Source organism: Legionella erythra (genome assembly GCF_001467615.1).
GTDB lineage: Bacteria > Pseudomonadota > Gammaproteobacteria > Legionellales > Legionellaceae > Legionella_C > Legionella_C erythra.
In genome coordinates this window covers 35,087-49,704 of sequence record NZ_LNYA01000030.1, presented here as the reverse complement: position 1 = coordinate 49,704, position 14,618 = coordinate 35,087, and the positions used below count along the sequence as shown (strand labels likewise).

Sequence of the window (14,618 nt, the reverse complement as noted above, 5' to 3'; positions counted from 1 at the left end):
AAGCCAAGGCATCAGCGTATCGGCTTGTGGGTATATTTCACAAGCCAAACCGTGGCTTCGCCACAGTCGTGATCTCTTACCTTGTGTGTCAGCACCGTAAAATGATGCAGTGCCAGCAAATATTGATATTCTGCCAGGCTTAAAGAAGCATGATAAAGATTCTGTCCGCCATTGTCGCTCCAAATCTCCCCTTCGGCAAAGTCGGTGGTAAAGAGCAAGACACCCCCAACGTTGAGGTGTTGTTCAAACACCTTGAACATGGCGCGCTGATCATCCGGCGGTAAATGAAAAAAACTATGCCAGGCGAGAATCGCATCAAAGGTTTCGCCGAGCGCCAGATTGCGCATATCATCAACGATGAAACGCTGCTCGGGAAAGCGCTGACGCGCCAACTCAATCATGTTCACCGACGCATCTACCCCCGTGATAGCAAATCCCTGTTCAATGAAATAGCGCGCCATCGGTTCGCCCGTTCCGCAGCCTAAATCCAATATCTTTTTACTGCTGCGGCGTATTTCATCACAAACCGCCTCAAGATAAGGCTTTTCGAAGAGTTCACGGCTACGATGCGCGTCATACCAATCGACTATTTTGTTATAAGACTCATACACCCTGTCTTTATTGCTTTGTTCGTTCATAAAAACCCATTGCCTGCGCGCAGAAGCGGAAGTATTTCGATTAATGGCCTTTCCGGCAAATCCACCAGTGTTTTATTGTTATTACCAATACTTGAAAGCAGCATAATCAAGCTGTTTACACCGTGACAAACCGCATCGGTTCGTACCGTACGCGTGGTGAAATTGGTTATAAAGCCGCCAATCGCCCGCTCAGGATTTTTGACGTTATAGGTATTCTCTGCGGTGTAGGCATTCTGCAATAACCACCGGCTGGTAAGCATCATGGCATCTTGATACCGTTGACATTGACTGCCCCCCTGCTGGGTGCAGAATTGATAGAGCACCCCCATGACTTCATTGATCCAGCCATTGCCGCTGGTCGTCATTGCATCGAGGTAGCGGCCATTGCTGTAAATGTCGTTTTTATCCGTGATCTGCCGCGCGAGAATGGCCTTGGCAATGTCATCGATGGTTTTGCGATAGACCGGGTTGTTATGTACTTTTGCCAAATCAATCAGCGACATCATCACCCAGCTTGAAGAAATGGAATTCGCCGGTCGATAATCATCACCGACGATGAAGCCCTGCGTTTGTAATTGCTTTAAAAACTGCCCGGCAATTATTGCAGCTCCCTGATGGTAGCGCTGATCATGCGTCACGCCATAGAGTCGCGAAAGCGCTGAAAGGACCTGCCCGGAATAAAGAAAGGATTGTTTCTTATAGTCTTTCCATTGGCCGCTGGTGCAGCTCGCCACAGGGTTGACCGTGCCGTCCTGATTCACCCGGGTCAATAACCAATCGCCTGCCTTTTTAGCGGCGGCGAGGTATTTGGGTTCATTGGGGTAGAATTGATTGAGTTCAAGCAGGGTAAAAATGGTTTTGGATGTGGTGCCGACCACGACCCGGCAGGATTTTTCTTTGTTTTTGGGGTTGTAGCCGTAATAAAATCCTCCGGCATGAGGTCCGTCTTTCACCTGATTGGAAAGAATAAATTCGGCAATGGGTTTAAACTGTGCCGCCAACTGGTCATCGGGATGCATTCGATAAAGCATCAGCAAGGTGTATAAACTGGAAGATGAGTAAATGGTACGCAGTAAGGCCTGCTGTTTGTCTTTGCCCGCGTTGTAAAATTTGAAAAACCCATGCAATTGCGGATGCATGGTTTTCAGTAAATAGGCTTCGCTGCTTTTTATCTGCGTTTTCAGGGAATCTGCATTCATCGTGCGAACAGCCACTCGACTGCCCGTTAATTCAAGGCCCTTTTCGCCATATTCAATGAAGGAATACCGTCTCGCCGGATAATAATCAAACGCGACTTTGAAGCGGTAATGATTTAATTCCTTTTCATTCAAACGATCAGTCGGCTGCGGTTTCAGGGCAATTTCCGTGGCTTTTTTTAGGACAGCCGCGAGGCTTGGCCCATGGCTTGCTCCCTCGCCGACCTTATTGCCCAGGTGATAAAGGCTGACATGCACACCCCAGTCTGATTTTTGGTAGGCATTATTCCAGGTAGCATCCAGCGTCTGCAGATTCTCTAGTGGAACCTGTTTGATTTGGTTAATGGCAATACCGCGCACGTAGTTGATGATTTCATCTCGAAAAGCTTGATTATCAACCATAGGAACAAAGGGTTTGCTGGCATGACGCATGCTGTAAGACAGGGCGAACTGCGGCGACAGTAAGGCAGGCAATAGCAGGGTAGCAATGAATTTGCGCATGGTTTAAGACGGTCCTACGCCATTTAATAATATCTTTTAAATTACAGCAGTTTACTGGCCTAAACAAGCGTAGCATTTACGATTGTGCACGACAGTGTTAGCATTGGCAGCGAAAATAAAAGGACTTATGCCATCGCTATGAACCGTGGGATTAATCGTTTTGTTGTACTTGTTGCAGCCATTGCAGGATTATCCGGCTTTCTTTTCGGTTTTGATTCGAGTGTCATTGCCGATATTCACCATCAGGTTTCAGCGCAATTATCCTTAAGCACCTGGCAATGGTCACAGGTTGTCAGTGCCAGCTTACTCGGCTCAGTCTGCGGCATTCCTTTAAGCGGCCTCATCGCTGACCGCATAAGTCGACGTTCCCTGCTGAAAGCCGTGGCGTTGCTCTTTATAGTCGGAACCCTGATTTGTGCAGAGGCCAATAGCCTGACGGCCTTGCTCACCGGCCGGCTGTTAATCGGGCTTTGCATTGGCGTGGCCTCCTACACAGCGCCGCTTTATATCGCCGAAATGGCGCCCAAGGACAAACGCGGGGCTCTGGTGCTGATTAATGGCCTTGCCATTACCTCCGGTCAGGCCGCTGCTTATCTTCTGGGGTACTCCCTTCATGATGTATCGTCTTCCAGCTGGCGACTGCTGCTAGCCATGGGTATTCTTCCAGCGCTGGTATTATACCTCGGCCTGTTTTGTGTACCCCACTCACCGCGCTGGTTAATGAAACACCAGGGGGAGGACAAAGCATGCGACGCCTTAAAACGGCTTCGTTGCAGTCACGTGGAGGTAATGACTGAGTTACAGGAAATAAAAAGACACCAGAGCCCATCGCGGACAAGCCGCTTAATCCTCCTGAAACCGCCGCTTGCGGCACTTTTACTGCTTGGCGTCAGTCTCGGCATTTTTCAACAATTATCAGGCATCAATGCCATTTTGTTTTATGGGCCAATGATCTTTCATGACGCCGGATTCACACCGATTAAACAGGCCATCCTGGCCACGTTCTGGCTCAGCCTGGTTAATTTCATTTTTACCGCCATAACAGCCTGCCTTATTGATCGCCATGGCCGCCGCTTTTTATTGCTTGTTGGAACTTTTTTGGCCTGCCTGAGCCTTTTAACGGTAAGTCTTTCCTTTGCATGCGCGCCCGCCCCATCGCCGTTTTTCCTGTTGTCGGCCATGACACTCTATGTCATCGGCTATTGCATCAGTTTAGGCTCACTGTTCTGGGTCATCATTGCCGAAATTTATCCATCCAGCGTGCGCGGGTTTGCCATGAGCTTCGCCACTCTGATGCAATGGGCCGCTAATTTTGCCGTCTCTATTTCATTTCTTCAGGCATATGAACGATTCGGCGAAAGCACGGTTTTTCTTGGTTTTGCCCTCATTTGTTTACTGGCCTTCGCCATTACCTATTATTTTGTCCCCGAAACCTCAGGCATAAGCCTTGAAAAAATTGAAGAAAACCTGTCGAATGGATTGCCACTGAGAGACATTGGCCAACCGCGTCGACACCGGATCATACGATTGACTTCACTTTGGAAAAAACACCATGACTTATTTAACTTATAAACGCTGCCGTCTCGGCATCCTTGGCGCTGGACGCATTGGCAAACTGCACGCGGAAAACATTCAATTCCATCTGCCGCAATTTCAATTGATGGCCATTGCCGATCCGGCTCTGGACAAATCCTGGGCCGAAAGATTGCAAATCCCCTTCATCAGCGGCGATAGCCGCGACATCATAGAGCGTGAGGATATCGACGCAATTCTGATTGCCTCGCCCTCGTCCCTGCACATCGAGCAGATTAAGGCCGCAAGCGCTGCCGGCAAGGCCATTTTTTGTGAAAAACCCATCGGTCTTACCGAAGAATCGATTCAGGAGGCCTTAACCCGCGTCGAGGCAAATCATACTTTGCTGCAATTGGGTTTCAACCGCCGCTTTGATCACAGTTTTGCTACCTTGCAGGCCCAAATTAGAGCAGGTGATATTGGTTCCCTGCAGATTCTGCGTATTTCTTCCCGTGATCCGGTCTGCCCTCCCAAGGGTTATGCCGCGACCTCCGGCGATCTGTTTATGGACATGACCATCCACGATTTTGACATGGCGCGTTTTTTAACGTCCTGCGAAGTGGTTGAGGTATACGCCAGCGGCGCCGTCTTGATCGATCCGGATTTTGAAGCCTGCCAGGATGTGGACACCGCCATTATACAGCTTCGTTTTGCCAATGGCGCTTTAGGGGTTATCGACAACAGCCGCCAGGCCGTCTACGGTTATGATCAACGCATTGAAGCTTTCGGGTCCCAAGGCATGCTGCTCGCGGATAATCAACCCAATCACACGGTGAAGCATTACCGTCAAAACAGCACCACCACCGCTAACCCCAAATTCTTTTTTCTGGAACGTTATCAACAGGCTTTCATTGCGGAATTGCTGGCATTTCATGACGCCTGGCAACAGTCGAAACCCAGCCCGGTGTCAGGGTGGGATGGCCTTCAGGCCCTGCGCATAGCCCGTGCGGCCAAGCAATCACTGGCCACGGGCCTTCCTGTTCATCTGGATTGAGGTGGTTATGACGCAGACCGAGTTTGCCGTTGATAACGATCGCCCTGTTGATGTCATTGTCATGGGGCGTGTCGCCGTAGACCTCTATGCCGAACAGGTAGGTTGCAGCCTGGTGGATGCGCAGACTTTTAGAAAATATTTAGGCGGCTGTGCCGGCAATATTGCCGTGGGTGCGGCACGGCTTGGGTTAAAGGCCATGATGTTTTCCTGCGTCGGCAAGGATGACATGGGTACCTTCCTCAAACAAACATTGATGCAGGAAGGGGTGGACATCAGCCTGCTCCAGGAATCGAGCCAGCATTTAACGGGCCTGGTATTATTGGGGATTAAACCGCCGCATGATTTTCCCCTGATGTTTTACCGCAACGACTGTGCCGACATACAACTAAAACCGGAGCATGTCCAGGAAGACAGGATGGCTGAAGCCAAAGCCTTGCTCATCACCGGCACGGGTTTGTCGACGTCCGCTATGTTTGCCACCAGCCGCCATGCGGTGAACGTGGCTAAAAAAACCCGCACCGCCGTCATTCTGGATCTGGATTACCGCCCAGTCTTATGGGGATTAACCGATCGGGGCAATGGCGAACTGCGCTATTTAACCAGCCGCCGCGTCACTAAGACCTATCAACAGATTTTGCCTCAGTGTGCCTTGGTCGTCGGCACAGAGGAAGAAATCTGCATCGCGGGCGGCAGCGAGGATACTCACAAGGCTTTGCAAACGATTCGAGACTTTACAGCTGCGCCCATCGTCATGAAACAGGGCGAAAAAGGCTGTGCGGTTTACTTCGCTCATGACAACTCCCCTTTATCCGCCAAACCATTCCCGGTACCGGTACTCAATGTGCTTGGCGCTGGCGATGGTTTCATGGCTGGTTTGCTTTGCGGTTTGCTGAAAGGCGAATCCTTCGACACGGCAACAACCTATGCCAATGCCTGCGGCGCATTGGTGGTAACCCGCCATGGCTGCGCACCCGCCATCCCCTTCTGGCCTGAATTAAATTATTTTATCAGCCATTACGGCCGGGACCCGGCCATCTGGTCCAGTGACGAATTGTCCAGGCTTCATCAACAATTACTCCCCCCGTCGCAGTCGGAAACACTGCTTAAACAACCCCAGGGGTTCAAAGACGGTTTAAACCGCATTGTCGACATGCAAAAAACCACGTTGCCTATTGGCATGAACTTCAGTTCCCTGCGTTTAAAAAGCGGTCAAACATTTCACTTCGATACCCATTATGAATTTGCAGCGCTGCTAATGACTGGCCGGGTTATTTTTCACTATCAATCATTGAAAAAAGAAGCCGAACGAACGGATTATTTTTCACAGCTGCCCCGCATCCTTCACTGCCCTGCCAGTACACCGGCTTATGTTGAAGCCTTAAGTGATTGTGAGATCATGCTGATTGAAACAGAAAACAATCAAGCATTTACGCCTCTCTTTTTTGATGAGAGCAATCTGCTTGAATGCGACCATCGCGGCAAGGATTTGCTCGACGATACCTCTTATCGTATTGTCCGAACAGCCTTCGATAAACGGAATCGTCCCGAATCGAATCTCGTTGTCGGTGAAATCATCACCTTTCAGGGTCGCTGGTCCAGCTACCCACCGCATGCCCACCCGCAACCGGAAATTTATCATTACCGCTTTTCTGAACCGCAGGGCTTTGCCTTTGGTGAAAATGGCCGGGACGTATTGCGCATTGAGCACAATGACACCTTCCAAATTGCTAAGGGACAAACGCATGCCCATTGCACCGCACCGGGTTACACCATGTACACACTGTGGTTTATTCGCCATCAACCGGATAATCCCTATTTAACCCCCACCTTCCAGGATGAACACGCCTGGACACGTGATCCGAAGTCGCAATGGCGTACATGGCAAGGATAAGAAGTTAAGGAACAGCATGAACAAAATTCGTTTAACCATGGCTCAGGCGCTTTTGCGCTTTTTAGCCAATCAATACGTGGTCATGGATGGCGTGGAGCAACGTTTCGTCGAGGGCGTCTTCGGCATTTTCGGGCATGGCAACGTCACAGGCCTTGGTGAAGCCCTGGAATATGACGCCGAGGGACTAACCTATTACCAGGGCCACAATGAGCAGGGCATGGCCCATACTGCCATTGCCTTTGCCAAGCAGCATAATCGCCTCAGAATTTTTGCCTGCACATCATCTATTGGCCCCGGTGCGACCAATATGGTCACCGCCGCCGCAACAGCCACCACCAACCGCATTCCCTTGCTGCTTTTACCCGGGGACGTGTTCAGTTGCCGCCAGCCCGATCCGGTGTTGCAGCAGCTTGAAGTGCCGCATGATTACACCTTGTCTGTCAATGATTGTTTTAAACCAGTCAGCCGGTATTGGGACAGGATTTCCCGTCCGGAACAGCTCATGACCGCCTGCCTCAACGCGTTTCGCGTGCTCACCGATCCGGCAGACACAGGTGCTGTGACCCTCTGCCTGCCGCAGGATGTGCAATCCGAATGCTACGATTACCCGGAATCGTTTTTCAGTAAACGCCTGTGGTTTATTGACAGACCCGCGCTGCCACAGGATACCCTGCAGCGGGCCGTGGGTTTACTCAAGCGGGCAAAACGCCCCCTCATCATCGCCGGAGGCGGCGTGCATTATTCGCTGGCTGCAGCGACCCTGGCTGACTTCGCCGCCCGACATGGGATTGCGGTGGCTGAAACACAGGCGGGGAAAAGCGCCCTGTTGGCCCAGCATCCTTTTTATGTCGGCGGAATCGGTGTCACGGGCTCAGCAGCGGCTAACCGCCTCGCTGCCGAAGCAGACCTTATTCTGGTAGCCGGCTCGCGGCTTTCTGATTTTACAACAGCCTCCAAATCGGGATTCAATCACGCCGATTGCCAGTTCATCAATCTCAACATCAGCCGTTTTGACAGCGTGAAAATGGATAGCTTAAGCCTAAAAGCTGATGTGCGCACTGGACTTGAACAATTATCGCAGGCCTTGAATGATTACCAGACCGACCTGCCCTATCAACAACAGATTAGAGAATACCGTCTCGGCTGGGAACAAGAGTTGAAACGACTGAGCCAGCCCACCCGCGCCAAGGGTCTTGAGCAAACGGCCGTCCTTGCCCAACTCAATCAATTTGTCACCGCCGAGGATGTCATTGTCAGTGCCGCCGGCAGTCTCCCCGGGGATTTGCATCGCTTATGGCAATGCAAACAGCCTAAAGACTACCACCTCGAATACGCCTACTCCTGCATGGGTTATGAAGTCGCCGGGGGACTGGGCGTGCGCCTCGCCAAGGGGGATACGGGTGAGGTTTATGTGCTGGTAGGGGATGGCAGTTACCTGATGATGCATTCTGAATTAGTCACGTGTATTCAGGAGCATAAAAAAATCACCATCATTCTTTTTGATAACCACGGTTATCAATGCATCCGCAACCTGCAGGAAGCCCATGGCAGCCAGGGATTTGGCAATGAATTCCGCTACCGTGATGCCCAATCCGGTCAGTTACGGGGAGCATACCTGGCCATTGATTTTTGTCAGTATGCCGCAGCGCTTGGAGCAACAAGTTTTTATGCAGAAGACCATGCAAAACTGGATGAAGCCTTACAGGCGGCTAAAAGGGAAACACAGAGTTGCGTCATTGTTTTACCGGTTCTACCCAAAACCATGAGTCAGGGTTACCACACCTGGTGGCGGGTAGGGATTGCAGCTCAATCCAAATCACCGCAGGTGAAACAGGCCTATGAACACGCGACCCGTCGTCTTGAAACAATTAAAGATTATTAAAGGAGCAATACGATGACCATCAAACTGGGTATCGCCCCCATCAACTGGTGCAATGATGATGATCCCTCTTTAGGCAACGACATCACATTTGAGCAATGCATCCGTGAAATGGCCGAGGCAGGCTTTGTGGGCACGGAAATGGGCAATAAATATCCCCGCAATCTAACCGAACTTAAACAATCCCTGGCTGCACATGGTCTTGAAATGGCAAGCGCCTGGTTCAGTACCTTTTTCACGGAAACCGAGCAATATGACGCCACGCTGTCACGCTTTCTCAATCACTTAAGTTTCATGCGTGCTTTAGGCGCTCAATTCGTTAATGTTTGTGAATGTGGCGGCGCCATTCAGAATACGCCGCAAGCTATTTTAGGCAACACTAAACCCGAATTCACCAGCACACAATGGCAACACTTAATTCAGGGACTCCATACCTTAGGCCGCATGGCCCACGATTTCAATATGCAGGTCGTCTACCATTATCATGCCGGCACCGGCGTATTCACTGAGCAGGAAATTGATTACCTGATGCAACACACCAGCCCACAGCTTGTCTCTCTGCTGCTGGATACCGGTCATGCGGCTTTTGCGGGCATTGATCCCGTGCAGTTGATAAAAAAATACGGCCGTCGCATTCGTTATGTGCACTTAAAAGACATCCGTGAAGACATTTTTTATCAGGTACAGCACCAAAAACTGAGCTTTATGGACGCTGTTCGCCAAGGTGTATTCACTGTACCCGGGGATGGCAAACTCGATTTCGCCACAGTGCTGTGCGAATTACGGCAATTGGATTACCAGGGCTGGCTGATTGTCGAAGCAGAACAGGATCCTGCCAAAGCGCCACCCTTAGAGTATGCACGCAAAGCGTATGCCCATCTGGCGGAGGTCATGTAGAGGGAAAGGATGGGTCCCCCGCCTGCGCGGGGGATGACAGAGAAAAGGTGGAATAACACATAAAAGCGGGAATGACAGAGAAAAGCGGAGTTACAGAGAAAAGCGGGGTACAGAGAAAGGGCTGAACTCATAGAGAAAGGCTGGCCAAACCCGTGTCTTGCCCGCGCTGTCTATGTACCGCCGTCTTATTTATTTCGATAGCTTGTGAAAAGAGGCCATTCAAACAGGACGTCCTGACGCCTTCACCTGGAGAAATAAAATCATTGCCCCAAAAAACTACCTTTTCTTGTAATTATCTGTAAAATCAACGCCATAAAATGACTTTATTGATTTTTAACTCAAGGAGCACGTTATGCCTAATACCCCCCATCCAGCCCACAAACGACTAAAAAGAGTGAAGTATCCCCAGCCACTCCCCAGGTGACATTTTATGCCGGCGGTTTATTTGGCAAAACGACAATCCCGAAAGATGCCCAAAACATCCGTCATCACGACAATCACCTGCATATCACTCGGCCTTGTGGGGATCATGCACATAACTGGCTGGTTTATGATAACGATACGATCTTAAGCGAAGACCAGGTGCAGGCAAAGATACAAGAGAAGCTGGAAGAAAAACTGGAACAATTGATGAAAATGGCATCACTCCTGAGCTTGTTACAGGGAACGAATATAAGTTTTTTAAGCACAGTGGCTAATAAATTCGCCTCCACAGGTGCACCCAAAGACGAAGAGTTTTCAAAAGAACCCGAGAATAACCAGTCTCATAAAATGTAACGAAGCGCAGGTCAACGCGCGTAACCATTCAATGCCCTGCTTTTCGCGCTTTATGCGTGGAATTCAATGGCGACCCTCATCAAGCTCAAGCCGCTGTAAATAATAAACCGCCGCCTTTCTGCGGCGGCTTTAATCCAGTTAATGCTATAATTTTAAAATAGAACTTAATCCTTCATCTGCCATGATTGATATCATTACCCATGAAACTTGCCAGCTGCATGACATGGGCCAATTTCACCCCGAGTCACCGGCGAGGATTGAAGCCATCATGGAGGTATTACAAACCTCTGCTCTGCCCCTGCAATGGCATAGCGCAAGACCCATTGACAGCCAATGGCTTTACGCCGCCCATGCCAAAGCGCATGTTGATCACGTTTTGGCCGCCTCGCCCAGACAGGGGTATAAAGCCGTCGGTCCTGATGCCCTGATGAATCCCTTTTCTCTAAACGCTGCCTTGCATGCCGCCGGCAGCGCTATTCAAGCCGTGGATAAAATATATCAGCAGCAGGCAACGCACGTATTTTGCCTGGTCAGGCCGCCTGGGCATCATGCGGAATACAATCAGGCCATGGGGTTTTGTTTTTTTAATACCATTGCCAGCGGGGTCATTTACGCCATCAAGCATTACGGCGTAAAACGAGCAGCCATCGTGGATTTTGACGTCCACCACGGCAATGGCACCCAGCACATTTTAAAAGACAAGAATGAGGTCCTTTTCTGCTCTTCTTTTCAACACCCTTTTTATCCTTTTACGCCCTTGGTCTATAATCACCCGAACCTTATCCACCTGCCCCTTGCGGCAGGGACCTCGGGCGAGGAATACCGGCTACGCTTCGAAGAAGCTATTCTCGGGCCCCTACAGGCTTTCAAACCGGATATTGTCTTTGTTTCCGCAGGCTTTGACGCCCACAAGCGCGACCCCATCGGCGGTTTAAATCTGGATGAAGACGATTTTTATTGGCTTGGGCATACGCTCGCCAACCTTGCCGCGAACTATTGTGAGGATCATATTATTTCCGTACTCGAGGGCGGCTACCATCTCGAGGCCCTGGCCGACTCCACCCACAGTTACCTGTGCGGCCTGTATGATGGCAGCCGTCATTGATTAAGGCCCTGGCGCATCCCATGGTGTAAACGCCGTCATGTCGTTGAAGGAATACAAAGCGGCGGGCTTAAGAGGCCACGTGTAGCTGTGGCGTTGCAATAGGCTTTCAAGCCTGCCGCTGACCTCATGGGTGATGGTTTGCAGGCACTCATCGGCTGGCTTTTGATAGCGGTACGCCAGGGTCATATGAAAAACCCGCGGTATTTTGTGTTCAAGATCATATTGACGCGCCAGCGTTACAATATCCTCACGCGTTTGTGCCGGCAGATGACCATAAAGCTGAATGACATCGCTGACCACAATCTTCTCAATGGTCAGCACAGGCAACAGGTGCAGCCGGTCAAGACTGGTTTTTAAACGGTGTAAACAAGAACGGTGTTGAGACAGAAACCCACCCCAATCGTTTCCTCCCTCCAAAGCTTCGGTAAACAGGTTGATGGCCGTCATGTGGTAACTGTCCAATGGCAGGGGCGAAAAATAGCGTAATAGCCATTTTTCCTCGGCGAGTATTTGATAAATCAGCGACCAAAAAGGCTTGTCTTCATCCCTGATGGGACAAATGACTGTCACACCAGGAAACAGGGTGTAATGCCCTTCGGCATCAATCTTTACACGCGAGGGTGGGGCTGAGTGCGGCAAATGAAGCATCCTTTAAAAAAAGATCCTTTCATTTTAAAAAGTCAGGCGCGTTTGTCAAATTCACGTTGTTTAATGAGCAGGAATATACCTATAATCAAGAGCATGATTTCAAGGAGAGAGAACACGATGCGACGCCAATGGTATATCGGTTTTGGAGTGGTTTTATTAGGCATCCTGCTGTTTCTGGTGATGCTGCATGATACCATTTGGTTTTTGGCGGTATTAACACCCATCATCATTCTCTGGATTTACGACATCACCCAAAAAGAACACACCATTTTACGCAATTTCCCGGTGCTTGGTCATTCACGCTACCTCCTTGAGTTTTTCCGCCCGGAAATCCAGCAGTATTTTATTGCTGATAATGAAGCGGAAAGGCCATTCAACCGCGAAGCACGCTCCCTTATTTATCAGCGCGCCAAAAATGTGCGCGACACTGTTCCTTTCGGCACCGAACGGGAAATTACCCGAGTTGGGTATACCTGGGTATTGCATTCCCTGGCACCCAAGCATGTCTCCGAAGTCGAACCGCGCATCATTGTCGGCGGACCAGATTGTAAAAAACCCTACAGTGCCTCGCGTTTAAACATTTCAGCCATGAGTTATGGTTCGTTATCGCCCAATGCCATCATGGCCCTAAATAAGGGAGCGCAGCTCGGCAGCTTTGCCCATAATACCGGCGAAGGCGGTTTAAGCCCCTATCATCTACAAGGCGGCGATATTATTTTTCAGCTAGGGACAGCTTACTTTGGCTGCCGCGATGATCAGGGCCGTTTCAGCGAAGAGGAGTTTAAAATTGAGGCCAACCGCGAACAGGTCAAAATGATTGAAATTAAATTGTCCCAAGGTGCGAAACCCTCGCATGGCGGTATCCTTCCAGCGGCCAAATTAACACCGGAGATAGCACGGGTCAGGAAAGTGAAAATGGAGGAAGACGTCCTGTCTCCTCCTGCACATACTGCGTTTAATTCACCGATTGGCCTTTTGGAATTTGTGAAAAAATTACGCGATTTATCGGGGGGTAAACCCGTTGGCTTTAAGCTGTGCCTGGGTCGAAAAGAAGAATTTTTAAGCATTTGCAAAGCTATGCTGGCGACTCATATTCTGCCGGATTTTATCACAGTTGACGGCGCCGAAGGCGGTACTGGAGCCGCTCCGCTTGAATACACCAACCGGGTTGGCGAGCCTCTGGAGGCGGCGTTGGTGTTTGTGCACAATGCCTTGGTCGGCATCAATGTACGTGACAAAATCAGGGTGATTTGCAGCGGCAAGGTCTACAGCGGCTATGATCTGGTGGCGAAAATTGCCATGGGAGCTGACATGTGCAATGCTGCACGAGCCATGATGATGGCCATCGGCTGCATTCAATCCAAACAATGCAATGCCAACACCTGCCCTACCGGGGTTGCGACTCAAAATGAACGCCTGCAACGCGGTCTGGTGGTGGATGTCAAAAAGCAACGTGTGGTCAATTATCATCGCAATACCATGAAGAGTTTTCTGGAGATGGTGGGCGCCATGGGTCTGTCCAACCCCAGCGATTTAAAACCCGATTTCCTGATGCGCCGTGTCAGTGAGGAATCCGTGAAATCGTTTTGTGAAATTTATGACTACTTAAAGCCCGGTCAGCTTTTAGGTTCGGATATCCCGCCCAGTTATAAAAAATACTGGGATTTAGCCACGGCGGACAAATTCTAACTCTGCCCTGATACTAGTCGGGGCAGTTATTTTTCACCGGTGACGACAAACACTGAAAATTTAAACAGGCAATTACCCTGATAATGCTCCTTCACTTTTTCGGCATAGGCTTGTACCATGGCTTCATTGATTCGTTTAATTTCTTCAAGCTCAAGTTGCCCATGAAAAAACGCGATGCCGTTCACAAATTTGCGGAAGGTGTCTAAAGAAGGCAGGGTCAAGGCTTCATCTACTCGTTGTATATCGACTGTTTTAAGCGGCAACACGTTAAGCGTCTCAATACCCTGGTGCAATCGGGAATAATCGACCGGCGGTTTAAATGCCCGCAGGGAAGCAAACTGCCCCGAATCCCTGACGTGGTTAAACGTCCACATGAACGGATCATCCCCCGTGGGGAATAGCGTAAAGAATCGCCCCCCTTGTTTAAGCGCCCGCGTGATATTTACAAACGCCTGTTTAATATCGACTGCCCATTGCAGGCACCAAAAAGAAACGATGTAATCAAACGCCCCCTCAAAAGGCAGCGTCAGTACATCCGCCTGTTGCCAATCAGCGTTCTGGCAAGCTTTGGCGGTTTCTCTCGCCAGGGTCAACATATTCTCCGAGGCATCAACACCCAGAAATGAACCCTGCGGTACTTTTTCAATGATTTTTAAGCTAAAACTGCCGTTGCCACAACCAATATCCAACACCGCATCATCCGGTTTAATATCTAGCAACGGTAAAAACGTATCGGCGACGGTGGCCTGAATAAACGAACCTATAGCATAGTCTGATGCCGGCCATTCTTTGTTTGACATGTTTTCCTCACGGGATAAAACCCGGGCCACA

12 protein-coding genes are annotated in these 14,618 nt (G+C 49.9%); 8 read left to right on the top strand and 4 right to left on the bottom strand.

What is annotated here, in order from left to right; translation table 11 throughout:
• Positions 1–11: 11 nt before the first annotated feature.
• Together Lery_RS09495 and Lery_RS15710 are read right to left on the bottom strand one after the other, a co-directional pair.
• Positions 12–638 (bottom strand): class I SAM-dependent methyltransferase, encoded by a 627-nt coding sequence (locus Lery_RS09495; protein ID WP_058527026.1) that lies wholly within the window; start codon positions 636–638, stop codon positions 12–14.
• On the bottom strand, positions 635–2,335 hold the full coding sequence (locus Lery_RS15710; RefSeq protein WP_058527025.1) for a glycoside hydrolase family protein: 1,701 nt from the start codon (positions 2,333–2,335) through the stop codon (positions 635–637). The genes Lery_RS09495 and Lery_RS15710 overlap by 4 nt, the downstream gene beginning before the upstream one ends.
• 84 nt (positions 2,336–2,419) lie before the next feature.
• On the opposite strand from Lery_RS15710, the gene Lery_RS09485 reads away from it, so the two are divergent.
• The 7 genes from Lery_RS09485 to Lery_RS09455 all read left to right on the top strand — a co-directional run bounded on the left by Lery_RS09485 (position 2,420) and on the right by Lery_RS09455 (position 11,450).
• A complete protein-coding gene (locus tag Lery_RS09485) occupies positions 2,420–3,907 on the top strand; it encodes a sugar porter family MFS transporter (RefSeq protein WP_237759198.1) in 1,488 nt (495 codons plus the stop codon).
• The gene (gene iolG / locus Lery_RS09480) at positions 3,888–4,901 is read left to right on the top strand and encodes an inositol 2-dehydrogenase (RefSeq protein WP_058527023.1); all 1,014 of its coding nucleotides are present in this window, start codon (positions 3,888–3,890) and stop codon (positions 4,899–4,901) included. The genes Lery_RS09485 and iolG overlap by 20 nt, the downstream gene beginning before the upstream one ends.
• 7 nt (positions 4,902–4,908) lie before the next feature.
• Entirely contained in the window at positions 4,909–6,792 is a 1,884-nt protein-coding gene (gene iolC, locus Lery_RS09475) for a 5-dehydro-2-deoxygluconokinase (RefSeq protein ID WP_058527022.1), read from the top strand.
• Positions 6,793–6,808: 16 nt separating this feature from the next.
• A complete protein-coding gene (gene iolD / locus Lery_RS09470; protein ID WP_058527021.1) occupies positions 6,809–8,674 on the top strand; it encodes a 3D-(3,5/4)-trihydroxycyclohexane-1,2-dione acylhydrolase (decyclizing) in 1,866 nt (621 codons plus the stop codon).
• 12 nt (positions 8,675–8,686) lie between these two features.
• On the top strand, positions 8,687–9,568 hold the full coding sequence (gene iolE, locus Lery_RS09465; protein WP_058527020.1) for a myo-inosose-2 dehydratase: 882 nt from the start codon (positions 8,687–8,689) through the stop codon (positions 9,566–9,568).
• Between the two features lie 420 nt (positions 9,569–9,988).
• Complete coding sequence (locus tag Lery_RS09460) at positions 9,989–10,345, top strand: hypothetical protein (RefSeq protein WP_058527019.1); 357 nt, start codon at positions 9,989–9,991, stop codon at positions 10,343–10,345.
• A 181-nt stretch (positions 10,346–10,526) separates the two neighbouring features.
• Entirely contained in the window at positions 10,527–11,450 is a 924-nt protein-coding gene (locus Lery_RS09455) for a histone deacetylase family protein (protein WP_058527018.1), read from the top strand.
• Here the strand turns inward: Lery_RS09455 and Lery_RS09450 are convergent, their stop codons facing one another.
• Positions 11,451–12,089: a DUF1868 domain-containing protein gene (locus Lery_RS09450; RefSeq protein ID WP_162262962.1), complete on the bottom strand. Its 639-nt coding sequence runs from the start codon at positions 12,087–12,089 to the stop codon at positions 11,451–11,453.
• Positions 12,090–12,215: 126 nt separating this feature from the next.
• On the opposite strand from Lery_RS09450, the gene Lery_RS09445 reads away from it, so the two are divergent.
• Positions 12,216–13,787 carry an FMN-binding glutamate synthase family protein gene (locus Lery_RS09445; RefSeq protein WP_058527016.1) on the top strand — a complete coding sequence of 524 codons (1,572 nt, stop codon included), beginning with the start codon at positions 12,216–12,218 and terminating at the stop codon, positions 13,785–13,787.
• Positions 13,788–13,813: 26 nt separating this feature from the next.
• On the opposite strand, the gene Lery_RS09440 is transcribed toward Lery_RS09445, so the two are convergent.
• Entirely contained in the window at positions 13,814–14,587 is a 774-nt protein-coding gene (locus tag Lery_RS09440; protein WP_058527015.1) for a class I SAM-dependent methyltransferase, read from the bottom strand.
• Positions 14,588–14,618 lie beyond the last annotated feature (31 nt).